Source organism: Haloarcula quadrata (genome assembly GCF_003634715.1).
Lineage (GTDB): Archaea > Halobacteriota > Halobacteria > Halobacteriales > Haloarculaceae > Haloarcula > Haloarcula marismortui.
In genome coordinates, this window is the sequence record NZ_RBWW01000001.1 from 1,461,844 (window position 1) to 1,485,615 (window position 23,772).

Below are 23,772 nucleotides of genomic sequence, written 5' to 3' on the forward strand. Positions count from 1 at the left end.
TCCCGCTGGTCGCGAGAAGTGAAACCGCTCGCTACTGGCGAGCGGTATGCTGTCTCCTACCGCGCCGCGACTACACGGCGTCCGTTACCGCGCCGCGACTGCACAGCGTCCGCTACCGCACTACTTCTATACTACAACAGCGACCGCTCGCGGCTATCGGGTGTCGAGAAGCCTAGCGGTCGATAGACAGGCCGGCGTGCCACCCATCGGCGTCAGCTTCCTCGACAGCCGCGTCCATCTCCGCCAGATACGAAACGGCGAGGCTGGCACATTTGGCCGCTTTGCGCTCCCCTTCGGTGCGGAACTCGCCGGTAACGCGGTTGGCGTACACCGTACAGACAGCGCCGGCCCGCAGGCCGTACAGGTTCGCGAGCGTGAGAATCGTTGCGGCCTCCATTTCGAAGTTGAGGACGCCGGCTTCCTGAAGCGCCGCGATGCGTTCGTCGCTGCCGCTGGCCTCGAAGTCCTCGAACCCCGGGCGTGACTGCCCGGCGTAGAAACTATCCGTCGAGCAGGTGACGCCGAGGTGGTAGTCGTAGCCGAGTTCCTCGGCGGCGGCGACGAGTGCCGAAACGATCCGATGGTCGGCGCTGGCGGGATAGTCCTCGCGGACGTACTCCTTGCTGGTCCCCTCCTGTCGTACTGCGCCGGTCGTGATGACGAGGTCGCCGATGCTGGCTTCCTCCTGAATTGCGCCACAGGAGCCGACCCGAATAAAGGAGTCAGCGCCGACACGGGCCAGTTCTTCGAGCGCGATAGCGGCCGACGGACCGCCGATACCGGTCGAGGTCACGGAGATTGGCGTGCCGTCGTGAGTGCCCGTTGCTGTGCGGTACTCGCGGTGTTCGGCCACGATGTCGTGGTCGTCCCAGTAGTCGACGACCTTTTCGACACGCTCCGGGTTCCCCGGCAGCAGAACGCTGTCGGCCACGTCGTCCTCGCCTACTTCCAGATGGTACTGTACGTCGTCGTTCGGGTCTTCACTATCGCTTGTCATTTCTCGAGATGGTCGCTGGTGATTGTCGTCGGCAGAAGCTCCCCGAGCTCGTACACCGTCGGCTCGTCGCCGTCAGTGATGATTTCGAACGACTCGCCACAGAACTCGCTAAACGTCTGGCGGCACATCCCACAGGGAGTGACGCCGTCTCGCTTACCAGAGGTGACAGCGACGCGTTCGAACGACCGGTGCCCGTCGCTGACAGCCGCACCGATGGCCACTTCCTCGGCGTGCAAGCTGTTGCTGTAGTTGGCGTTTTCGATGTTACAACCGGTGTAGACGCTTCCATCACTCGTTTCGAGCGCCGCGCCGACCGTGTACTCCGAGTACGGCGCGTACGCCTCGTCAATGGCGTCTCTCGCTGCGTCGAGGAGGTCCTCCATGCACTGGGCGTCGAAGGGCCGTGTAGAAATTCTATCGGTCTCGGTAGCAGTCGGTGCTCGGGCGTCAGGCGTCAGCGGCACTGACGACCGCGACGGCGTCGCGGACCGCCTGTGTGGTGTCCGCGACCAGCGCGTCGATGTCGTCGCTCTCTGCGTACACCCGGACGTACGGCTCGGTGCCACTCGGCCGGACGAGCGTCCACGACCCGTCGTCAAAGGAGAGTCGGACGCCGTACTCGGTCGAGACGTCGGCCTCGGGGAACGCGTCCGGCAGGTCGGATTCCAGTCGCTCCATCGTTTCGGCTTTGGCGTCGTCGGGGCACTCCACACTTACTTTCTCATAGGGTCGCTCAGAGATGACAGCCCGCCTGTCGCCCACACTCTCTCCGGCGAACAGGCGCGTCAGCACGGCTGCGCTAGCAACGCCGTCGATCCAGCCCCCGAAGGCGGTGTGGATATGCTTCCAGGGTTCTGCGGCAAAGACGACCTCAGTTTCGTCGGTCGCGTCCGCGCGAACGTCGGCGATTCCGACGTGGAGCGAGCCGAGGTGGATGCGTTCGACACGGCCGCCGGCGGCTTCGACCCGTTCATCGATGCGGCCAGAGGCGTTGGGCGTCGTTACGACCACAGGGTCCGAAACGTCCGCAGTACGCGTGTAGTGTTCGGCGAGCATCGCGAGTATCGTATCCTCGTGGATGACATCGCCGTCGGCATCAACGACGACGATACGGTCAGCGTCGCCGTCGTGGCCGAACCCGAAGTCGGCGTCGGATTCGGCGACGAACTCGCGGAAATCGGCCAGCGTCTCCGGCGTCGGCTTGCTCTCACGGCCGGGGAAGGTCCCGTCGACGTTCGCCTCCGTCGCCAGCACGTCGGCACCCAGTTCCCGGAGGACCTGCGGCGTCGCCACGCTGGCCATGCCGTTCCCGCAGTCAACGGCGACTGTCAGCCTCGACGGGTCGCCACCGAGCGACTCGGCGTAGTCGGCGACAGCCCCTCGATACTCGTCGAGGTAGTCGACCGACTCCGTGTCGCCCCAGTCGCGCCAGGCTGTCGGCGTCGAACCGCCCTCGATTCGCCCTTCGATGCGCGTCTCGTCGTCGTCGCCGTATTCGGTGCCGTCTGCAAACAGCTTGATGCCGTTGTCGGTCGGTGGGTTGTGGCTTGCGGTAATCATCACGCCGTGTCGGCCCTGCGAGGCGTACGCCAGCGTCGGCGTCGGTACGCGGCCGATTCTGACGACGCGCGCGCCGGCGCTTTGCAGTCCCGCGGCCATCGCATCAGCGAGTGCTGGCGAGGTTACGCGCCCGTCGTACCCCAGCACGAACGTCTCGCCGTCTCGGCCAGTCGCCTGTCCAACTCGCAGTGCAAGGTCCGGCGTCACCTTCGATACGACATCACCGCGGATTCCCGCGGTCCCGAACAGTTCCATACCGGCGATGCGGAAGCCGACCGTATAATTCTCTCGTTCGGCCCTCACTTCTTCCCGATGAGGAATGTGTCGCCCTTGCCGTCACGGATGACCCGTTCGGCCACAGCAAAACCATGGCCCTCCAGTTGACTCCGGATGCCAGCGACGGAGTGGCCATTGGCTTCGAGTCGGTCTCCGTGGACTTCACAGTAGACGAGTCGGCACGAGGGCTGGTCAAGCGTCGTCGAGAGACCATTGAGAACAGCGCCCTCCGTTCCTTCGACATCGATTTTAATTGCGGTTGGTGTCGGCAGTTGGTTGTCGGCGATGAACTCGTCGCCGTGTCGCTTGCTAATTGTGATTGTCTCGTGCGTGTTGGCTGTCGTCACCAGTGAATGCCCGGCTGAACCGATTTTTTCGAGCGTAATGGAGAGTTCTGCCTCACCGTTTTCATCGACCAGTGCGTGTTCGAATAGCGAGATATCGGCCCGGTTGTGCTGCATATTCTGTCGCAACCGCTCGGCGTTGTCAGGGTGTGGTTCGAATGCGATCACCGGGCTGTCGGTCACCTGTGATGCCAGACAGGCATACAGGCCGATATTAGCTCCAATATCGTAGAACACGTCGTCGGGCCGAAGTTCCCCCAGTAGATCGGCGAGTACCGGCCGTTCATCTATCTTCCAGAGGTCGGTAAATTCGTTGTAGGTCGGTATCAGAAACTCTGTGCTGACATCGCCGACCGTAACTGCGTACGTCTCACCAGCAATCCGATAGGAGAAGTTGCGATACCGGCTGTAGAGGGTACCGAGAAGCGGTTTGACTCCAGCCTGAGATGCAAGGTGAACAGCTACATCGGAAAGTGTCATTTGGAAATATTATTAAGACCACCTACCTATACTTGTCGATTAATGGTTATTTCACGCGCTTCCATAGTTCCACTCAGGTCACACGACAGTGCGTCCGCCTGCCGTTCAGACTCTCTGGTCGAACTGCTAAAATATCGCAGACTTCGGCAGTGAAAACAGGGTCGGAGACGAGACTTGACTGCAACAATTATGTCGCGTGCCGCTACAGCAGTTCGTCGAAGTCGTAGCCGTTGATATCGACGCCGTCGGCAGTGACATCGGCGAGGTAGATGCCGTTACCGGAGCCGGTGTCACGCTCGGCGGCGGCCTTGATGGAGGCAGCAGCGACCTCTTTTGCCTCCTCGTTGGTCATGTCTTCCTCGTAGCGGTCTTCGAGGGTCCCGTACGCGACGGTGAGCCCGGAGCCGGTGACAGTGTAGTCGTCTTTCATGACCCCGCCAGCCGGGTCGATGGAGTAGACGTGGTGGCCGTCGTCGTCGACGCCGCCGAGGATGGGGTTGATCGCAAAGAAGGGACCGCCGCGAGCGAAGTTGCCGGCCAGCGTCGAGAGGGCTTTCATACTGATGTCCTCGCCGCGCCGAGCTTCATAGAGGTTGACCTCCGCACGAAGCGTCCGGATGAATGACTGTGCGCCGCCGACGCTTCCGACGAGGGTTAGCGCCGCCGTGGGGTGAATCTCCTCGACCTTTTGAACGTTCTTATTCGAGACGAAGCGACCGCCAAGTGAGGCACGCATGTCCGTCGCGATGACGACGCCGTCGGACGTACTGATGCCGATGGTGGTCGTCCCGGTCTTGTTGACCTTCTCCGAATCCTGTGCGGACTGTTCAGGGAGCTCGCCGACTTCGGGCGCGTACGGGTCACTCTGGAACTCGTCGGCAGCCTGGGGTCCAGAAAGGTCCGGCCCCGGAGTCATATCTCGCATTACTGTGGGATACTAGTCGGGTGCTGATAAAACCTCTTTTCCTGATAGACCTGACGGCATCCACTGCGGGCAGGTCTTCAGTCGGCTGCTTCGTCTTACGCGCTCGCCTGGTCGTAGGCCTCGTTGAGTCCCGACACGGCCCGGTCCATCGGCAGCCGGAGTCCGAACTGCTCTGTGAGCATTGCCACCGGCAGCAGCATGATGCCCAGCAGCAGGGTGAGTTGGTACAGTGCGAACAGCGTTGCGGAGTACAGTCGAGCTACCATCTTCCTCGGTCGTTCCCGAGTGAGTCTAGTATATAAGCTTTGTTGCCGAATTTCAGTTGCGCAGTATTGATTATGATGAACTAATGGGCCGCTGTCTTGCGGTTTGCTGAGATGCATGAAAGACCGGACTGTTACTCGACTGATCTCCCGATTAGACATAATGGGAGTATGAGTCAGATAGCTGGTTCGCATAAGTTATAGAGATAGTAATGGTGACGTGCGCAACAGCGGCGAATCAAAACTATCGAATAGTCGGACCACGAGAGTTCGTGTATGAACTACCTCGTGGCGATGGAAGCAGCCTGGCTGGTTCGTGACGTAGACGACATCGACGACGCTATCGGTGTAGCAGTGAGCGAAGCGGGGAAGCGACTCAACGAAGCCGAGATGGACTACGTTGAGGTCGAAGTCGGTGCGACCGGCTGTCCGGCCTGTGGCGAACCGTTCGACTCGGCGTTCATCGCGGCCGACACGGCGCTCGTCGGACTGGTACTTGAGATGGATGTGTTCAACGCCGAATCCCCCGAACACGCACAGCGGATCGCCAAAAGCGAAATCGGCGGCGCACTTCGGGACGTCCCGCTGAAAGTCGTTGAGGTGTTCGAGACCGAAGCCGACGAGGACGAAGCCGAAGCCGAAGCATAGTCGCGCTCCACTTGATTCGCCCGCCGCAGTAGCCGTGGGCTTTTTATATTACCTCTGGTAATTAGCGGATATGGACTTACCGACGCCACAGGATCTGCGGGAGCGCCGCAACGAACTCGGGCTAACTCAGAGCGAACTGGCGGAACGGGCTGACGTCTCTCAGCCCCTTATCGCTCGTATCGAAGGTGGCGACGTGGACCCGCGGCTGTCGACACTCCGTCGGATCGTGACCGCCCTCGAAGAGGCCGAAGGCGGTATCATCAAGGCCCGCGACCTGATGAACTCTCCCGTTGTTGGCGTCGCACCCGACGATTCCGTCCACCAGACGAAGGACCTGATGGACGAGAAAGGGTACTCGCAAGTCCCCGTCATCCGTGACGGGGCACCGCAGGGACTCATCGGTAACTCCGACATCCGACAGCGCCCCGAGGAAAACGTCGGCGACCTCCCCGTGGCTGAAGTAATGAACGAATCTATCGCAACCGTTGAGCCTGACGCTCCTATCGACGAAGTCGACGCTTACCTGAACCACAATGCCGCTGTGATGGTTGTCGAAGGTGGGGAAACTATCGGTGTCATAACCGAAGCGGACCTCGCGCGTACGGTCAGCTAACTCCAATTCTCACAAACGCAAATAGGGATAGTGGGTCCGTACTCCCCGTAGGAGGGACTTAATACCGAAAACAGTGTCAGGGGTATATGTCTATTCTCACTAACGAGAGACGTACGCATATGGCCAATCCCAGCGACCCACTGTATACCGAACTCGAAAAGGCCCTCGAAACCGCCGAAAGTGAAGCGGCCAGATACCACATCCGACAGGCACTCCAGATTCGGATTGCGGAGGAGACCGCCGGCAAAGACATCCTGTCCGCCTGATCGGCTTCTGTCAGCGCCCCAAATCGGTTACTCGGTGAGTTCGAGGTTGCGAATCGCAACCGCCTCATCTCCGTCAGCCACTTCCCCGATCACGCGAGCGTCCTCGCTGTCAGCGACAATCTCCGCAGCGTCGGCCTCGGGGACCGCAGCGACGAACCCGGTCCCCATATTGAACGTCCGGTGCATCTCCTCGTCAGAGACCTCGCCTTCCGCCTGGACGAACTCGAAGACGGGCTGGGCCTCGAAGGGGTCGGTAATCTCGTACCGATAGCTCCCCATCCGCGTGAGATTTGTCCAGCCGCCGCCGGTGACGTGCGCGGCTGCGTGGGTCTCGCTGGCCCGAAGCGGCGCAAGCACCTCGCTGTAGATCCGCGTTGGCGTCAACAGTGCCTCGGCGATGGTCGTGTCAGGGTTCGGCGGGAACGGGTCGGTGTACTCGTGGTCCTGCGTGACCGCCTCACGAGCGAGCGTGAGTCCGTTGGAGTGGATGCCTGAGGACGGCCAGCCGACGATAGCGTCACCGGCCTCGGCCTCACCGGGGAAGACGGCGTCTTTCGGTGCCAGTCCGGCGCAGGTCCCGGCGATGTCCAGCCCCTTGATGACATCCGGCATCACGGCGGTTTCGCCACCCACGAGCGCCACGTCGGCTCGCTCGGCCCCTGTCCGGAGCCCTGCGCCGATGTCCTCGCTCGTCTTCTCGTCGGGCGTTTCGACTGCGAGGTAATCGACGAAGGCGACCGGCTCGACACCAGTCGCGATGAGGTCGTTGGCGTTCATCGCGATGCAGTCGATGCCGATAGTCGAGTAGTCGTCGACGGCCTCGGCGACGAGGAGCTTCGTTCCGACGCCGTCCGTCGCGAGCGCGAGGTACTGGTCGCCGATGTCTACCAGTCCCGCGTAGTCGCCCTCGAACTCGCCGGCCGCGCCGATGAGCGCCTTCGTGGCCGCCTCGCTGGCGTCGATGTCCACACCGGTTTCTGCGTAGGTCAGTCCCTCCTCGCTGTCGGCGTCGTCGGCCTCGGACTCACTGTCGGTCATACCCGAGAGCGTGCGTGGCGGGGGCAAAAGAGCGTCGTTCCGCCGGAGCGCTCCGACTGCTCAGAGGACGAACAGCGCGCCGACCCCGAGCAGAATCGACGGCACCGCAACGGCAAGAAACACCGGCGTGCTCCACTCTCGAACCGTTCGACCGTCGAGCGGGCCAAAGGGCAGCATATTGAAGCCGGCGAGCAGGAGATTGATCTGCAGCCCCATCTGTGCAACTTCCCAGAGGAAGCCACCGGTGCCCGACAGGAGTGCCGCGATGAACGGGACGAGGAACACAACAGCTAGCGCGAGGTTTGTCACCGGTCCGGCGACGGCAATGAGGCCGTGTTGCTTCGCTGTGAGTCGGCCACGGTGGACGACCGCCCCCGGCGCGGCAAACAGGAAGCCGACGAGGCCGCCCAGAACTGCAAATCCGAGCATCCGGTAATCGGCCTTGAATGCGGCAATCTGACCGAAGCGGACGGCGACAACCTTGTGAGCCAGTTCGTGTAACAGGAAGCCGACGCCGACCGTCAGCAGGCTGACCGCGAACGTGCTGGCGATTTCGGCACCCGAGAGGCCGCCGAACTGGCCGAAGACGATGCGCCGGAACTCCCGTTCGAGGAAGAAGGTAAACGCCAGTCCGAGCGCGAGCCAGGCGACGAGAAGGTCCCGGAGTTCGCGCTGGCTGAAGCTGAGGCCACCGATAGTTCGGTCCGTGGTGGGTCGCCGTCGTTGACCCGCCATCAGAGCACCCCTACGAGTATCTGGGTCCCTTCGCGGACACCCTGCCAGAGCAAGCGCGAGACACCTTGCATCCCGCCGATGTCCGAGGAGATGTACGGAATCAGCACCGGGAACACGACGTAGGAGGCGATTGCGCTGCCGACGTTCGTCAGCGCGACGACGAGGATCAGGCGGAACAACGGCACCGCACGCATCCGGCTGACGAGGTCCATCACCGGTGATTCCTGGTCGTTGAGTATCTCATTGAGCGTCGCGATATCGCTGATATTGACGGAGATATACCGTAGTTCGACGTAGCCCGCGAACCAGCCGGCCGCGAGCAACGGAAACAGGCTCGTCAGCCAGCCGAACGCGCCGGCGGCGGCCGCACTCGACCAGTGTGCACCGGCCACCTTCGCTAGCCCGCCGGCTAGCACGGCGTTAACGGCGACTAAGGCGACGAACAGCTGCAGTAGGACGGCCTGACTCGCGCCACCGAGGATGAGCAGGCCAAAGAAGACGAGAAAGACGACGCCAAAGCCGTAGCCGACGAGTTTGTACAGCGAAACGCGACGCCCGCCCTCGGTTCCGGTGAGCGACTCCATCGGTGGGAGCGTCTCCGGGTTGTCGAGATAGCCCTGAATCCCCTCGCGGTGGCCCGCGCCGACGACGGCAAGGACGTGATAGCCGGCTTCACGGAGGGCGATAAGTCGGTGAGCAATGAACGCGTCGCGTTCGTCAATGAGTGCCTCCGCGCCGCCGGGGGAGAACTGACGGAACTCCTCCATCATCGCACTGACCACGTCGGTGTCGGTCAGTTTCTCCATGTCGAACTCCTCGACATCGGCCTCGCCGCGGAACCGGACCAGCAGTGCGGCGATGGGGATTCCGATACCGGCCGCGGCTACACAGATGAGCAACAGCGTATCGAGCAGGCCCTCAACCGTTCCGCCGAGACCCCCCGGCAAAACTGAAAGAGCTCCACTCGGGACAATAAACGGACCACCGAAGGCTCCGGCGACCACTGCAAACAGCCCGCCGAAGACAGCACCGATGGTCAGTCCGACGGTCAACGGCGGCCCCATCTCGGCTGCGAGACTGCCGACAAGTTTGAGCTTCTCAACGGCCGTCAGCCGCGCCCAGAACCGCTGTACGGTCGTCTGGATGTCCCGGTCGACGAGTGCAACGCCGAGGCCGAGCCGTTCGGCGGTGTCGATGCCCGCTTTCATATCCGCACCCGGCTCGATGTCGAACCGGTCGCCCAGCCGGGTCTGGATGTACGACAGCATCCAGTACGCGAGGAACTGAAAGACGGTGTTCCCGCGCAGAAGGTCGCTCGCATCGAGGTCATCAGGTGTTTCGCCCTTGATCTGGCGATACCGGCCCTCGTCGAGTTCGACGGCGACGATATCGGGTTCGGATTCTTCAATCGCTGATTCCACTTCCGTGACGCTGTGCTCGGAAACGTGAGCGGTTCCGACGACATCGACGCGTCCCGCCCCTGACGGTTCCGGGAACTCGTCTGCCGCCGACTCCGCGTGTTCGGTCATCACCCGCGTTACACATTCGTTTCCTTTACCCTTGTCGGGTCCGGGTGACCGCTGAGAAACGGCGACCAAAATCATGTCCGCGGCGTTGTATGTTCTCGATACGTGCCGAAGCTATTACCCACTCTTGTGTTAATACAGCCACAGATGCCGTGGTAACTACTGGACGGGGGCGGGATTTGTAAATACACAATAGATTTACTGATTCAAAAGACTGATATGTACGGGGTCAAACTGTATCGGATATACGATGTATGACCTGACTGGATTCCAGCGGGACCTGCTGTACGTCATTGCAGGCCTTGACGAGCCCCACGGGTTAGCAATCAAGGAAGAGCTCGAAAACTACTACGAGAGCGAGGTCAACCACGGCCGACTGTATCCGAACCTTGACACGCTCGTTGAGAAGGCACTCATCGAGAAGGGCGAACGCGACCGCCGAACGAACTTTTACACGCTGACCAAGCGTGGCCAGCGCGAACTCGACGCCCGAAAGGAGTGGGAAGCGCAGTACGTTTCGGCATAGTCACCTTTTCGAACTCCGTTCGACAGACTCAACCCCGGTGCTGGCCAACCTCGCGCCATGCCAACGGTACTGGAAACCTATATCGAGAACCGCTGGATGGTCCAGCCCAACCATTCGAACCACCTGGGCTCGACCCACGGTGGAAACGTACTGAAGTGGATGGACGAACTCGGGGCGATGTCGGCGATGCGCTTTGCCGGCGAAACCTGCGTTACCGCGCGGATGGACCAGGTGAATTTCAAGCGGCCGATACCTGTCGGTGATACGGCCCTCATTGAGGCGTTTGTCTACGACACTGGCGAAACGAGTGTCAAAGTCCGGCTCCAAGTTGCCCGAGAGAACCTCAGAACTGGTGAGACTGAGTCGACGGCAGAGTCGTACTCGGTGTACGTCGCAGTCGACGAGGACAGGAACCCCGTTCCCGTTCCCGACGTGACGACCGAGACTGAGCGCGGTGAACGACTGCGACAGCGCGCCCTTGACGGGGAAGCGAACCGCTGATACTGCTGGCTGTAGTCCCGTGAAATATTTGTCACCGCGGAGTGGCGCATATTGTCACGGAGGCACAGCCAACAGTATGAGCTTTATTCGGCTCCGCCACGTACCACGATTATGACACTCGATGTTGAGACGCCGGAGCGGCCGGAGCTGTCCACCGGCGTCGCTGCCGACGAGTACGATGACGCGGAGGTACAGGGCGACGAATACCGGCGCGAGGAGCTCGCCGAGGCCCTGGACGACGGCGCGTGGGCGGACGCCTTCGAGGAATGGGCCACGGACGCGTCGCTCGATGCCGACCAGTGGAAGATTGTCACGGATCTGGGGCTCATCGAAGAGTTCGATTTCTTCTGGGACTCCTTTGCGGGCCGCGTCGGCTACCACGCTCCGGGCTTACCCGAGGACTGGCGCGAGCGGGAGATTCATCCGGACATCGACTCCTGGGGCACTGTTTCAGGTATCAACGCCGGACTGACCGAGTTTGGACAGGTCGTCTGCGAGGTGCTGGCCGATGAGTACCTCGACTGGGAAGCCGAAGAGGTTGACGCGGACGACCTCCCGGACTTTTGAGCACGCCAGCGGTTGCACTACCGGCGTCAGCGTCGGTACAGCACTCTCACGTTGTCGGCTGTGAATCGTTCCGGTCGGACCGGTCAGGGACCGGCAGCCTGATAATGACCCACGCGCTTGCACCAGATATGGCTGAAATCGTCACCCCACGCAAACGCGAGTGTGAGCGGTGTGGGCGGGTCGATGAGTGGGACCCGGACCAACACAGTTGGCGTATCGTCACCGACAGTGGAACCAAACAATCCGGCGACCCACACTGTCTCCACGAGTGGGACATCAACGGCACGTTCAATCCGCTGGCCGAGTGACCGTTCCGCTGCTATCGCCTTCTTGACTGACAGGGCTGTCACCGTTAGAACGTACTCCGCTGACGGAACCCTGCAAAAATCTCAGGTAGATCAAACAGGCGGTCGGCCAGCGACCGACCACTGGGACTCCGCTATGCGCCCGCTTCAGCTGCGTCTTCAGTCATTGGCGTGCGAGATTCACCGCTGGTGCCATTGCCCTGCTGAATCGTTACCGGTTCCAGTTCGACGGTTGCGGCGTCGTCGTCCTCGCCGATGACCTGTCCTTCAGTGACCTCGGTCGCGCCGGTAAAGCCGGTTCGGTTGCCGTTGTTGGCTCCGATTGCGGTGAACTGGTACTGAGTCTCGGCACGGACGCTCACGTTCGTGTAGCCTTCGTCAGTACCCCAGTCGTCGTACCCAGTAGTCGAGTAGGGAACGGTCATCTCGAAGTTCCCGTTCTGATCTGTCTGGGTCCGCTGGCGGTAGACGAACGTCTTGTTCGTGGCCGGGTTGCGCATCTGGACGGCGGCCCGGACTGTCGCGTTCGCCGGTCCGGTCCCTTCAATCGTTGCCCCGGGGACGCGCTCGAATATCTTTGCCCAGGCGGAGGACTGATACCGCGGGTTGTTCGGGAACGCCTCAGTCTCACTGGAACCGACTAGGCGGTAGTGCTCCATTGCTGAAACCCGTTCAGATGGGTTGTCGCCGAACCCACCGATCTGTGCGGTCGCGTCTTCTTCGACGTACTGACGGGCCTGTTCCATGCTCTCGAACTGGCGGACGATCTGTCCCTGTCGCTGGCCCTCTGGTTCCTGCTCGTTGGTCGGCGCACCGCGGTACTGGGCCCCCTGGCCTGTCTGCTTGTTCTCCCAGTCAACGACAATTGGTTGTGGCTCTGCGGCGCTGCCGTGGAACCGGTACAGCCGAGCGGTCATCGTCTCGTAGTAGGCCTGTTGCTGGAACGTTATCTGTCTGGCACCGTCCTGCGACTGGATGTACATTCGGCTGTAGTAGTCACCCGGCTCCACGCCATCAGCGAAGGTCGCTGGCGCGAAGAACTTGCCATTGAGGTTGCCGTTGGTTTCAGCCATCTTCCAGTCGACGGCGATGTACCGCGTCTTCGCGTCATCCTCATCTGTACTGTCAAGGATGTTGTTCGCCTGCGTTTCATTCTGTGCGACGAGGAACGGGGCGACTGTCTCAGTTCCCTGCTGGAACGGGTTCGCGTTCGGCACGCGCTCTGCTCTGGTGGTAATCCAGTGCCCGTAGTCCCACCACGACAGAACACCATACTGTCCCTCTTGGTAGTCGAAGTCTTCTTGTCGCTCATAGGTGCCGTAGTGCTCGAGTGTCGCGTCACCGCCGGAGCCGTAGGCTCCCTCTGCAGGTGTGTTGCCTTCCATCCACTGCAGGCTCTCGTCCCAGCCCTGAATACTCGGCCCGGGACCGGTCGAACCGGCTTCAACCGGCGTCGTGCCGAACGCAAACAGCGGGACGACGATGACGAGAAGTACCGTGAGAATTGTCATGACCTGATAGTACTCGATACCATCGTCGGCACTGAAATCGAACCAGCGGATGAATCGGCCGACAACCATTCCCGATAACACTGCAATCGGTGCGACGAGATAGTAGGCGAACCGTCGCTGGGTGAACGTGGCCAGCAGAATGAATACCGCCCAGACTACGACGAGCATCTCTTCCGCAGGCGCGTCGTCGGAGAGGAACTGTTTTCCGAGCAGGAGGAGGCCGCCGATTCCCGCCACGATGACAGCGAACCCGTGCCGGTCAAACAAGACGCCAGCGTTCCGCAGTGGCGAGGCTTCGCCGACGGTGTTGGCCGTTTCGCTGGTTGTGAGCCCGATTATCCGTATCACGTTGTTTGTGAAGAAGCTCCACAGGTCAGGGGTCAATACTGCCATCAGAACGGCCCCGAACGCGAGGATTCCGAACACGGTCGCCGGATACACGTACTGGCCGTACTCTCGCTGCTCCATGAATCGAGCTAGCCACGCCATGAACACACAACCGAAGCCAACGGCCAACGCCAGCCCCGGCTGTAGCAGCGACTGAGCGGTTGCTGTAATTTCCAGAACATTGATCCTCGATGCACTCACCACAGCGGCAGTCACCATCGTGATTGCGCCCGCGATGGCCGTGTGTTCCGGGCTACTGTCGTGAACGTATTCAAGACACAGTCGGAGCAGGAAGAAGACACCGAGTATCCCGAGAAGGAGCACACCCGGCGGCCAGACCCAGAGATACATCGCAATTGCCACACCGGCCAGCATGGACCAACTGATGGTATCCCGGAGTGCGTCTATATCTCGTTCGATAAACTGCTCATAGATCGGCTTGTCCCGCGCGGCGACGCTGACAGCCACCATGACACCGAGGACACCGAGAATCTGGAAGAGCGCTTCAGCGACGTGGTGGTCAGAGAACCCGACGCGGCTCCGCTGTAGGAGCCCCCCCGTCGAGAATGCCATCACAGTAACCGCAGTTACGCCGCCGAGGCGGCCGCCGAGTCGCCGTCCGACAAGGTACGTCGGAACCGCAACGAGCGTCCCGAGCACGGCTGGAGCAAACAGGAGTGTCATCGCAACAGTCTGCTCACTGGGCGAACCCAGACCGATAATCAGGGCAACTGTCGCGACGATCTGATCGAGCAGCGTTCCGAACTGCCCCGTACTGGTTCCGTATGGGAAATACGTCCAGGGATCAAACGGCATCGTCGCGGGCCAGTTGTTAACGACGTACTGGGTCGACCGGTAGTGATACCAGGCGTCGTTTCCGCTGAAGAGTACCTCGCCGTCAACAATGAAGTTCTCCCAACTCCGTACGCGATTCCACAGCATGAACCCGAGCAGTACCAGGAGGACCGGAACGTGGTACCAACGCTCGGCCCACTCCAGGGCGGACTCGAGTTCGGGGTTGTCGTCAAGATAGCCCCGTGATTGACTCATTGCACGGAAAAACTGCCAAGGCGCGCATAAGCCTTTTGACCTCTATGCGAGCGCAGGATGGAAACGCCTAACAGCACCGGTGGCACACCACCGACCATGCGAGTCTCGGTCGTGCTTTGTACGCACACGATGGAGCAATATGACGACTGTCGAGCGGCGGCCGAGAGCGTCTTAGCCCAGACCTACGACGACGTGGAACTCGTACTGGTCTCAGATGGGAACCGGGACGTGTACAAGCAGTACCAATCTGACTTCGGCAACCGAGACGATGTCCTGACGCACTGTAACGATGCAAACGTCGGACTGCTAGAGAGCCGGAACAACGGGGCCGAGGTCGCTACCGGAGACGTTGTCGCGTTCATCGACGACGACGCGATCGCTGACGAGGAGTGGGTCGCGGCGCTAGTCGATGCCTACGAACAGCAGGACGCGCTCGCGGTCGGCGGCCGAATGACGCCGGCGTGGGTCGCCGGCAAACCCAGCTTTCTCCCCGCGGAGTTCTACTGGCTCATCGGTGTCACCCACAGCGGGTTCGGACCGAACGGCGACCCCGACGAACCCGGCGTCGTTCGCAACACCTTCGGCTCGAACATCTCCTTCGACCGAGACGTGTTTCTCGAACTGGGCGGCTTCGACGATGACATCGGCGGTCGACAGGGTGAAAAGAACCTGCAGGGCGGCGAGACGGAACTCTGTGCGCGCCTACGAACTGAATACGACGAAGGGGTGTACTACACCCCGGAGGCCCTTGTCGCGCACAAGATATTCGACTACCGGACTGATCCCGGCTGGCTGTTAGACCGGGCGTTCTGGCAGGGGTACTCGAAGCGCGGCATGGAGGTGTTTGTCCCGGAATCGACCGGCGAGGAGTCCGATTTCCTCAGCGACCTCCTGTTCCGGTTTGCCCCCGAAAGGATCTGGGGCCTCATCCGCGCTCCCTCTGTGGCCGGCCTGTTACAGTTCGTGTTCCTGTTTGCCCTCACCGCCTTCGTTGGCTTTGGCTACTTGTACGGCATGACTGTCTGGGGGTAACAGATGACGGAACCAACACGTCATCAAGAGCGTGAAACGGAAACACAGGAAGCGGACCTGCCGAACGTCTGTGTCGTCACGCATCCGCTTGCCGCGGCCGGCGAGAACGCCACGCGGAGCCTGCTGGATATCCTCTCTGCGATCACATCGGTTGCGCTCGTGACAGCTGATCTGCCAGCTGATTCCGAGATCCGCGACCGGCACGAACTCGTCGAACTCACGCAGAAAGGTGCGGGTGACTCCGTTGTCATCGCCGCGTTCCGGTTTCTGCTGAACCAGCTCCGGATGTGTCGCGTCATCGCTGGCCGGGACGAGGACGTGGTCCTGTTTTTCGGCGCAACGTCGTACTTACTACCCATTGTCGTGACTCGGTTGCTGGGGAAGACCGTCCTCGTCGAACCCCGCGGCGACGTGCCGCTGACGCTCCGGTTGAACTGGGAACAGCAATTGCCTGACCAGGTGGCGGCTGTCCTTGCTGGGGCCGTCCGTGCACTCGAACGAGCCGGCTTCGCCGTGGCACACGGCGTCATCACCTACACGCCCGAGATGGCTCGCCAACTGGACCTGCATCCGGAATCTCCGAGCGTGTATCCGACAGGGGCGCGCTACGTCCGGACGAACGAATTCTGCGTCCAGCGACCCTACGCTGACCGCGACCGCGTCGTCGGGTTCCTCGGACGGCTCGACGAAGAAAAAGGTGTCCGGGAACTGGCTGCAGTTGCCACACAACTCCCCGACGACATCACCTTCCGGTTCGTTGGGGACGGCGACCTCCGAGAGTGGCTGGAAGAAGACCTCGCCGCAGATATCGAGGCCGGTCACGTGGAACTGACCGGCTGGGTAGACCACGATAAGGTCCCACACGCCCTGAATGACCTCGAACTCCTGATACTGCCCTCCCAGCCGACCGAAGGGCTCCCGACGACTATTCTGGAGGCGCTGGCTTGCGGAACGCCAGTATATGCCAGTCCGGTCTCAGGTGTCCCGGACGTGGTCAGGGACGAGGAGACCGGTTTCACCATCGATTCGCGCGAATCCACGGCACTGGCGGCGGGTATCGAGCGGATTCTCGACAGGAACGATCTGGCAGCAATCAGCGAGAACGGACGCACCCTGATCGAACGCGAGTACAGTTTCGACGCGGCCTGTGAGCGATACCGCGGTATTCTTCGTTCCGTCGCCGGCTACTCGTCGTAACCCAGCCGTCGGAGCCGTTCCTTGACATCCTCATCCATATCCGGGCGCTCGACATCGTCAGCCTCCGTTGCTCGAACGAGTTGCCGGTGGTCATCGAGCTGTTTGCGCAGCCGCCGTTCCCGAGATGGATGATCCTCGATGACGTTCACCTGCTCTTCAGGATCCGCTGTCAGGTCGTATAGCTCGTCATCCTCGTCGTCCTCGTGGGCAATGAGCTTCCACTCGGGCTCTCGTATGCGGAGGTGTTCGTAACCGTCGCTATCGCGGTAGCCGCCCAGAATCTCGTTGCGGTCCCACTCTCCGTCGAAGGCGAGTCGCCGGAGGCTCTGTCCAAACCAGTTGTTCGGAATATCGAGCCCAGCGGTGTCGACGAGCGTGCAGGGCAGGTCGGTCAGTCCGACTAGCTCGTCGTAGCTTCCCGTATCGTCCCAGCCGTTAATCAAGAGCGGGACGTGGTTTTTCACATCAAGGAGGCGGGCGCCGCCGAAGTAACCGTGTTCGAGGAAGTGGTCGCCGTGGTCCGCGGTCAGCGCCATCACGTAGTCGTCTCCCCACGTTGACTTGACGGCGTCCATGAGACGACCGACCTCCGCGTCGTTGAACCGTATCTCCGCATCGTAGAGGTCGATGAACGTCTGGTGCTCTTCCGGAGTCACTGCCTCGGGCTCCTCGATATACTTGCGACGAAGTTGGATCGATTCGTCGTCGGACACTGGCTCATCCCGGAACTTCCGCTGGTATTCCTCGGGTGGGAGGAACGGATGGTGGACGTCCATGTAGTGTGCCCAGACGAACGTCGGCGTCTCATCGTCGCTCTCCTCGATGAACTGGATCGCTCGGTCTGTGATTTCGTCGGCCGGGACGTGATAGGACCCGGCATTGATACCCTGTGAAGACTCAAGGAAGTCGTAGCCCCGCCGCAGGAGGGAGAGCAGTGTGCCATCGAGGTTCGTCTTGGCCCACTTGCGGAGCTTCGAGGTCGCCGACTCATCGGGCGCCGAGTCGTAGAACTCGTCCCACCCCCGGTCGTAGCCGAACTTCCCAGAGACGTAGAGATTCGAGTGAAACCCGCCGGTGCGGTAGCCGGCGTCGTTGAATACCTCCGAGATGAGTGTCTGTTCCTCGGAAATCCGTTCGTGACCGCCGTACATCATCGGCGTCACGCCCGAGAGGATGCCGGGAAATGAAAAGCGGGTGCCACCGACATGAGAAGGCGTTCAGAAACGTGCTGCTTTCTTCCGCGTAAGCGTCAATCTGTGGCGTAGTATTTCGCTCGTATCCGTGGTACCCCACGTGGTCCGCTCGTAGCGAATCGATAGTAACGAGGAGGACGTTGTTCATGCTACTGCGTCCGCCAGTGGCACAATTAAGGATTGCTATAGTGTCGTTTCCGGCATAACCAATCGGGCCTTCGCACGGACCCGCGCCGAAATGATTACAAGGACGACAGCGTAGACGACCCCGCCGAAGCCAGCGAGCAGCAGCGTCCCCAACCGACCCGGAGGCATCAGCATGGCGACAGGGGAGACTGCAGCGGCCATCACCGTGGCAGCGGCGACCTGGGTGCCGAGTGTCCGGTACGGAATGCGGATGGATCCGACGATGTTCCCGAGCACCCAGTACCCGATCAGCGCCCGAAGTAGTGACGACAGCGCGGTGGCGATGGCCGCACCTGTCCAGCTGAGTTGCCAGATGAGAACTGCATTCAAGATCGCGTTAGAGACAATAAAAACCATGTTGACACGGAATGCTGCGTCGGGCCTGTCGACCCCGTTGATGACGTTTGTAAACTGGGATGCGAACGCGTCGGCAAGATAGGCCGCAATGAGGATGAGTAATACTGTCGCACCTTGGTCAAACTCCGGGCGGTAGAACCGAAGGACCCGGTCGCCGATGACGGCCGCGCCGACGAGTCCCGGAATGACGAGGATACTGCTGAACGCCAGTGCCTCGTCGAGGTAGTGAACAATACGGTCGTAGCCGTCCGCCGTACTCAGGTCGCTGACCTCGGGAAAAAGAGTCTGGCTGATGGAAGAACTCGCGATCGCGAGCATCGATGCGATGCCCCATGCCGCCTCGTAGATACCGATGAGAGATGCACTGACAAAAAACGAGAGAAAGATGGTGTCGAGCCAGCCGAAGACCCGGCCTCGGAGCGCTCCCATCCACGCGTACTTGGCGTAGTCGACGAGGCTCCGGAGTTGGTCGACGGTGGGCAGGGCCGGCCGCCGCTTGCTCAGCAGGAAAGCGACCGCGGCGGCGACAGCTAAGGACAAGGCGTGGCCCAGCGCGATACCGGCAACGCCCAGCGCCGCCAGAAGCGCCCCGACCTGTAGAGCGGTTCGCATCACGCGCTCGCCGGCCTTGAGCCAACCCGTCGTGGCAACTCGTTTTTGTCCCTGCAAGCTTCCCTGTGTCGTCCGGTATGCTACTGCCGCGGCCAACATCACCACGATCTCCACGTCGTAATCGATGAGGACCCGCATGAGCTCGCGGTTACGGGAGACAATCCCACCAAGGAGTTCGCCGGCCGCCAAGATGAGGACGCCGAGTACGGCAGTCGTAACCGCGTTGAGCAGGATACCGCCGCCGATGAAACCGGCAGGGCTGTCACCCTCGCTAATCCGCTTTTTCATCGCGTTCGCAACAGCGTTACCCGGAATCACCAGCCAAAAGAAGCCCAGCGAGACGATAACAGAATACCGCCCAAGACCGTCTGCACCCAGAACGACAGCGATGAGCCATGTTGCAGCGAAGCCAGCCAGCGAAACGACCACCTGCGAGACGAAATGTGAGAGGGCGGTCTTACCGAGCCTCATTCCATGTAGCCCAGGTCTCGGAGCTGGCGCTGGACCGTGCCGGAGAACTCTTCCTGCTGGCCCTCAGACACCGGCTGGCCGTTCGCCTCAACCCAATCGGTCAGGTCGGACTGTAGCGACTCGGCAACCTCAGGGTACGCCTCGCGAACGTCTGTCTCTTGATCGGCTAGATCGAACAGTTCCGCACCCTCTCCACTCTCCTGATAGCGCCACTCCTCTGTCCGGAGCGCGTTCAGCGTTCCGGTGTGGAACGCCGAGTAGTCGAAGTCAGGGTTGTGTGTGAGCAGTTCCTCGTACGTGTTCGGGCCCCGCTGAGAGACGGCGAATTCACGGCCCTCCTCACGGAGGTCGACTCCGATGGTATCCGACCCGTCCACGCCGGCGACTTCGAGCAGCGTCCGCATCACGTCGCTGTGCTGGATGATGTCGCTATCGTCAACGGTTAGCGACTCGTCAAGTCCGTTAATGACGAGCGGGACGCGGGTAACGGCATCGTTCAGGACGTAGCTGTGCGAGAGCAATCCCCATTCGCCGAACAGTTCGCCGTGGTCCCCAGTCACCACGACGACAGTGTCGCCGAGATCGAGCGAGCGCAAATGAGAGACGAGCCGCCCAACCATCTCGTCTGTGTATGCGATCTCCGCGTCATACATCGCACGCAGCGCGGCCCACTCTTCATCGGTCAGGTCGCAGCCGTTTGCGACGATTTCATCGAGGCTGTAGTGGATCTCGAGCGCACGTTTGGCGGCCTCGCGCCCGGACATCTCTAGATCGTCGGTGAATGTATCGAGGTATTTCCCCGGCGGGTAGTAGGGCCGGTGGGGTTCGTTGTAATGAAGATAGAAAAAGAACGGCTCAGACTCGGATTCGAAGTCGCCCAGCCATCGCTTCGCGACGCCGTTCATCAGCAGTGGCGACGCGTGTTTCGCCGTGTCTGTCGTCAGCCCGGCTGAGTGGCTCCGGATGTTCCAGAGGTACGAGGCGAGGGTCTTTGCACCGGCCCGGTGAATCGTTGATGATGCGAGCCACTGAAACCGATCGAAGCCGCGGTCAAGATTGGTCGCAGAGCTAACATACGAGTTGCGGGACAGGCAGGCCGTCCGGTAGCCAGCGTCGCGGAAGCGCTCCGCGACTGTAGTAATACCGTCTGGAACTGCGTTCCCTTCGATGCCGATATTCGTGTGGGTCGGAGCGTAGCCACTTAAGATTGCGCCAGTGGAGGGTAGTGTGGATTTACCGTGGGCGATGCACGTATCGAACCCGTGGCCAGAATCAGCTATGTCGGCTATCTCCGGGGTCGTGTCGCGCTCGTATCCCCCGATTGTCGTGTGATCTGATCGGAGGCTGTCGAGAGTTATCCAGACGATATTCGGCGTCGACATGTAGTGTACTATTTGTTGATTTCTCCTCCGGTAATTTATATTCCGGTTCCAGCCGGAGAAGGACGATTTATCACGCATTGTGAGAGAGCCGAATATATGCCAGAGAGCCCGACGGCAGAAACCAGCGCGAGCGAGCAGCTTTCATACCGGCTCAGGAAATGGTTGCTCCAGCATGCCACCTCGACGGTCGGCGCTGATCAGCACCAGCGAATCGCTGAGGACGACTGGGACATCTTGATCATTCTTGACGCCTGTCGGCTTGACACCTGTCGGGACGCCGTCGATTGGCCTGTCCAAGAAGTCACCACACCAGCCAGCTGTACCCCAGACTGGCTCGCAGCTGCTAGAGATCGGAACCTGTTTGCTGACAAGACAGTTTTGACTGCCAATCCGCAGTACAAAAAGTTCGAATTTGAGGCTGACTCACTCGAACACTTCTGGCAGAGCCACTGGGATGAGCGCCGCCAGACCGTGCTGCCTGAACCACTTCTCGATAGAGTTACCGAACACGTCAGCGGGGACGGACCACCTGTCATCGCGCACCTCCAGCAACCTCACTGGCCCTACGTCGCCCGGATCGAAGATAATTGGGAACTCGCATACCCCGACCTCGGTCCGTGGACGGATGGTGACGAGGAGATAGCCGGAATGCAAGTTGCGATGGCCCGCGGAAAGATCGATGTTGAAAGAGCCTACAATGCCTACCGCGCATCAGTTCGGAGCATCTGGCGGACGTTGCTTCCAGCCATCGAGTCGTGGGTCGCAGACGGTCACAGTGTCGTTGTCACTGCCGACCACGGTGAAGTGTTTGGACGACTCACAGAGGCCACAATGTACGAACACCCTTGCAAGGTGGGAATCAGACCATTGACGGCTGTCCCATGGGTCGAGTTTGGACCCTCTCAGCCTGAGTCGGTAGACAACGGGACGGTCAAAGACCGCTTGGAGGCCTTAGGGTATGCTGAATAGCCAGAGTAAATAAAGTGTTAAATGGGCACGTAGCCGAGTTGAGACAATCATGGTGCTGGTCGTTCTTGGTATCGACGCGCTGGACCCGGAGTTGGTAGACCCTGCGAACCATCCAAACCTCACGCTCGATACCTATCAGTCCATAGAGACAATAAACAGTGTTGAGGGGGAGCCGAGTACCCACGAACTGTGGCCAACGATTATCACTGGGCTTGCTCCCAAAGAACACGGACTCAAACTGGAAGACGGTGTCGCATGGGAGAATCCCTTGCTACGGTACGGGAGTGCGGCCGCGAGCTACCTGCTGCCTGACGGGATTCAAACCAGCATTGGTGCGTGGCTGCTCAACAATACCGGTGAAGACGCGTTTCGTGTTCCATCGACCTACTACGAAAAAGAAGGGATCTCGACGGTATTCGACGGGCGTGAAGCGGCGACCATTGGCATCCCGAATTACGTCGTCGATCCCGAAAATGAGGACCGAGAACACAGCCTTCGGCGGAGCCTCGGAGACCTGTTCGAACGTGACGGAAGCGCTCAGGGTGGCCATACATCATCCGACCCGGCAGCGTTTTATGAACAATGTCTGGAGATGTCGATGGTTCGGATCGCCCGAGCACGAAGAGCACTCCGAGGTGGTCGAGAGAGCCTCATATTCGCTTACACGAGCGGACTTGATCTTATCGGACACGTTACCTACGACCAGCCTAACCTCCAGATGCAGGCCTACAGTGAACTCGATGATTTTGTCGGCGAGGTGGCCAGCGACTTACGCGAGGACGATGAGCTCCTCCTCGTGAGCGATCATGGGCTTCAGAACGGTGTCCACACCCACGAGGCGATGGTGGCAGGCACGTCACCGCGTCTCGTTGAGGGGATAGATAGCGTTCTCGATGTTCGAGGAGCAATTGAGGCGGAACTTCGTCACCGAGATCACAGCGGCCCAAGTAGCGATTCTCTCAGCATAAAGGGGAACGACACAGTGACATCACAACTCGAAGACCTCGGGTACATGTAACCTATCGTAGTGAGATTTATACCGACGACGTGATTCCGATTAGATATGACCAGCGTCGCCCTGATTGTGCTGGATACGCTCCGGAAAGACGCCTTCGACAAACACTTCCAGTGGCTTCCGGGAACCAACTTCGAGAACGCCCATGCACCGAGTCATTACACCGTCCCATCACACGCCTCGTTGTTCACTGGCCTTTACCCGAGTGAAACGGGAACAAACGCCAATTCCCACCAGTTCACCGCGCCCAGTCCCCCGCTTGCCCGCCGACTTCAGGGCGAGGGACTGGAAACCCACGCCTTCAGTGCGAACGTCCAGATTTCACGGCAGTTTGGCTGGGACTGGGGATTCGACAGCTACAGCGGCTCTTGGAACTCCAAACACGCCAATGCGACCGACAACATCTTCGAGTGGAACGCGTTCATTCGGGAACACCGCGATGAGGGCCCAAAGCGCTATTTGAAGGCGCTGTGGTCGTGTCTTTCGGGCGACTGTGACACAATCCCCAGTCTTAAACACGGGCTAGAAATCAAATACCGGACCCATACGGTGTCCGACTCCGGAGCACAGGAGGGGCTTTCATATGTTCGAGGGACAGACTTCGCAGACGATGCCTTCCTTTTTATGAATCTAATGGAAGCTCATGGACCGTACAGGCCACCCGAGGAGTACCAAACAGTGGATTTCGATGAGATGCCTGGCTTTGCCGAGTCTGTCCAAGAGGAACCAATCGACGAAACATACGCTGAAACCATCAGACAGGCCTACGACGACTCGGTACGGTATCTCTCCGAGAAGTACGAGGCTCATCCGTCTTTAGCTAAGATGAGAACCGCGTGA

The 23,772-nt window shown here is 60.5% G+C and carries 25 protein-coding genes and 1 pseudogene; 12 read left to right on the forward strand and 14 right to left on the reverse strand.

The features are described from left to right. Positions 1-172: 172 nt before the first annotated feature. The 6 genes from BDK61_RS07545 to BDK61_RS23340 form a co-directional block, all read right to left on the reverse strand. The gene (locus BDK61_RS07545) at positions 173-997 is read right to left on the reverse strand and encodes a nucleoside phosphorylase (RefSeq protein ID WP_121302906.1); all 825 of its coding nucleotides are present in this window, start codon (positions 995-997) and stop codon (positions 173-175) included. Further along, entirely contained in the window at positions 994-1,380 is a 387-nt protein-coding gene (cdd, locus tag BDK61_RS07550) for a cytidine deaminase (RefSeq protein WP_121302907.1), read from the reverse strand. The genes BDK61_RS07545 and cdd overlap by 4 nt, the downstream gene beginning before the upstream one ends. Before the next feature lie 64 nt (positions 1,381-1,444). Further along, positions 1,445-2,812, reverse strand: coding sequence for a phosphopentomutase/phosphoglucosamine mutase (locus tag BDK61_RS07555; protein WP_011223030.1), 1,368 nt, complete (start codon positions 2,810-2,812; stop codon positions 1,445-1,447). A 44-nt stretch (positions 2,813-2,856) separates the two neighbouring features. Next, positions 2,857-3,657, reverse strand: coding sequence for an FkbM family methyltransferase (locus tag BDK61_RS07560; protein WP_121302908.1), 801 nt, complete (start codon positions 3,655-3,657; stop codon positions 2,857-2,859). A 202-nt stretch (positions 3,658-3,859) separates the two neighbouring features. Then, entirely contained in the window at positions 3,860-4,582 is a 723-nt protein-coding gene (gene psmB / locus BDK61_RS07565; RefSeq protein WP_004962269.1) for an archaeal proteasome endopeptidase complex subunit beta, read from the reverse strand. 95 nt (positions 4,583-4,677) lie between these two features. Beyond that, entirely contained in the window at positions 4,678-4,848 is a 171-nt protein-coding gene (locus tag BDK61_RS23340; protein ID WP_004962266.1) for a hypothetical protein, read from the reverse strand. Between the two features lie 273 nt (positions 4,849-5,121). On the opposite strand from BDK61_RS23340, the gene BDK61_RS07570 reads away from it, so the two are divergent. From BDK61_RS07570 to BDK61_RS07580, 3 genes are all read left to right on the forward strand, one after another. After that, positions 5,122-5,493 (forward strand): DUF555 domain-containing protein, encoded by a 372-nt coding sequence (locus BDK61_RS07570; RefSeq protein WP_004515717.1) that lies wholly within the window; start codon positions 5,122-5,124, stop codon positions 5,491-5,493. 70 nt (positions 5,494-5,563) lie between these two features. Further along, a complete protein-coding gene (locus BDK61_RS07575; protein ID WP_004962262.1) occupies positions 5,564-6,106 on the forward strand; it encodes a CBS domain-containing protein in 543 nt (180 codons plus the stop codon). Between the two features lie 86 nt (positions 6,107-6,192). Continuing rightward, on the forward strand, positions 6,193-6,372 hold the full coding sequence (locus BDK61_RS07580; RefSeq protein WP_011223028.1) for a hypothetical protein: 180 nt from the start codon (positions 6,193-6,195) through the stop codon (positions 6,370-6,372). A gap of 27 nt (positions 6,373-6,399) precedes the next feature. Here the strand turns inward: BDK61_RS07580 and purM are convergent, their stop codons facing one another. From purM to BDK61_RS07595, 3 genes are read right to left on the reverse strand one after another with little or no spacing between them, the layout of a single operon-like run. Then, entirely contained in the window at positions 6,400-7,410 is a 1,011-nt protein-coding gene (gene purM / locus BDK61_RS07585) for a phosphoribosylformylglycinamidine cyclo-ligase (protein WP_121302909.1), read from the reverse strand. Positions 7,411-7,470: 60 nt separating this feature from the next. Next, complete coding sequence (locus tag BDK61_RS07590) at positions 7,471-8,145, reverse strand: site-2 protease family protein (RefSeq protein ID WP_121302910.1); 675 nt, start codon at positions 8,143-8,145, stop codon at positions 7,471-7,473. Further along, positions 8,145-9,674, reverse strand: coding sequence for a TraB/GumN family protein (locus BDK61_RS07595; protein ID WP_004962251.1), 1,530 nt, complete (start codon positions 9,672-9,674; stop codon positions 8,145-8,147). Before BDK61_RS07595 ends, BDK61_RS07590 begins: the two co-directional genes overlap by 1 nt. A 247-nt stretch (positions 9,675-9,921) precedes the next feature. Here BDK61_RS07595 and BDK61_RS07600 point away from each other — a divergent pair, with 247 nt between their 5' ends. From BDK61_RS07600 to BDK61_RS07615, 4 genes are all read left to right on the forward strand, one after another. Continuing rightward, positions 9,922-10,197: a PadR family transcriptional regulator gene (locus BDK61_RS07600; RefSeq protein WP_004515723.1), complete on the forward strand. Its 276-nt coding sequence runs from the start codon at positions 9,922-9,924 to the stop codon at positions 10,195-10,197. A gap of 57 nt (positions 10,198-10,254) precedes the next feature. After that, entirely contained in the window at positions 10,255-10,698 is a 444-nt protein-coding gene (locus BDK61_RS07605; RefSeq protein WP_011223024.1) for an acyl-CoA thioesterase, read from the forward strand. 111 nt (positions 10,699-10,809) lie between these two features. After that, positions 10,810-11,265 (forward strand): hypothetical protein, encoded by a 456-nt coding sequence (locus BDK61_RS07610; RefSeq protein ID WP_004962246.1) that lies wholly within the window; start codon positions 10,810-10,812, stop codon positions 11,263-11,265. A gap of 128 nt (positions 11,266-11,393) precedes the next feature. Beyond that, the gene (locus BDK61_RS07615) at positions 11,394-11,573 is read left to right on the forward strand and encodes an HEWD family protein (protein ID WP_007189933.1); all 180 of its coding nucleotides are present in this window, start codon (positions 11,394-11,396) and stop codon (positions 11,571-11,573) included. Between the two features lie 131 nt (positions 11,574-11,704). Here BDK61_RS07615 and BDK61_RS07620 read toward each other — a convergent pair whose 3' ends face one another. After that, the gene (locus BDK61_RS07620; RefSeq protein ID WP_121302911.1) at positions 11,705-14,518 is read right to left on the reverse strand and encodes an oligosaccharyl transferase, archaeosortase A system-associated; all 2,814 of its coding nucleotides are present in this window, start codon (positions 14,516-14,518) and stop codon (positions 11,705-11,707) included. 96 nt (positions 14,519-14,614) lie between these two features. Here BDK61_RS07620 and aglG point away from each other — a divergent pair, with 96 nt between their 5' ends. After that, complete coding sequence (gene aglG / locus BDK61_RS07625) at positions 14,615-15,550, forward strand: glucosyl-dolichyl phosphate glucuronosyltransferase (protein ID WP_121303914.1); 936 nt, start codon at positions 14,615-14,617, stop codon at positions 15,548-15,550. Positions 15,551-15,553: 3 nt separating this feature from the next. After that, positions 15,554-16,747: a glycosyltransferase family 4 protein gene (locus BDK61_RS07630; protein ID WP_121302912.1), complete on the forward strand. Its 1,194-nt coding sequence runs from the start codon at positions 15,554-15,556 to the stop codon at positions 16,745-16,747. On the opposite strand, the gene BDK61_RS07635 is transcribed toward BDK61_RS07630, so the two are convergent. From BDK61_RS07635 to BDK61_RS07645, 4 genes and pseudogenes are all read right to left on the reverse strand, one after another. Continuing rightward, positions 16,735-17,901, reverse strand: a complete 1,167-nt coding sequence (locus BDK61_RS07635) for a sulfatase family protein (RefSeq protein WP_279629710.1) — start codon at positions 17,899-17,901, stop codon at positions 16,735-16,737. The two genes, BDK61_RS07630 and BDK61_RS07635, sit on opposite strands and share 13 nt — an antisense overlap. Before the next feature lie 109 nt (positions 17,902-18,010). Then, positions 18,011-18,088: pseudogene (locus BDK61_RS24150) on the reverse strand (hypothetical protein); the annotation flags it as partial. 35 nt (positions 18,089-18,123) lie between these two features. Next, a complete protein-coding gene (locus tag BDK61_RS07640; protein WP_121302913.1) occupies positions 18,124-19,566 on the reverse strand; it encodes a lipopolysaccharide biosynthesis protein in 1,443 nt (480 codons plus the stop codon). After that, positions 19,563-20,948, reverse strand: a complete 1,386-nt coding sequence (locus BDK61_RS07645) for a sulfatase (RefSeq protein ID WP_121302914.1) — start codon at positions 20,946-20,948, stop codon at positions 19,563-19,565. Before BDK61_RS07645 ends, BDK61_RS07640 begins: the two co-directional genes overlap by 4 nt. 96 nt (positions 20,949-21,044) lie before the next feature. Between BDK61_RS07645 and BDK61_RS07650 the strand changes: the two genes are divergently transcribed. Genes BDK61_RS07650 through BDK61_RS07660 form a run of 3 tightly spaced genes read left to right on the forward strand, consistent with a single transcriptional unit; the run spans position 21,045 to position 23,772 of the window. Next, positions 21,045-21,917 carry a hypothetical protein gene (locus tag BDK61_RS07650; protein WP_121302915.1) on the forward strand — a complete coding sequence of 291 codons (873 nt, stop codon included), beginning with the start codon at positions 21,045-21,047 and terminating at the stop codon, positions 21,915-21,917. 49 nt (positions 21,918-21,966) lie between these two features. Further along, a complete protein-coding gene (locus BDK61_RS07655) occupies positions 21,967-22,935 on the forward strand; it encodes an alkaline phosphatase family protein (protein ID WP_011223017.1) in 969 nt (322 codons plus the stop codon). Positions 22,936-22,980: 45 nt separating this feature from the next. Then, positions 22,981-23,772 carry a sulfatase-like hydrolase/transferase gene (locus BDK61_RS07660; protein ID WP_244209725.1) on the forward strand — a complete coding sequence of 264 codons (792 nt, stop codon included), beginning with the start codon at positions 22,981-22,983 and terminating at the stop codon, positions 23,770-23,772.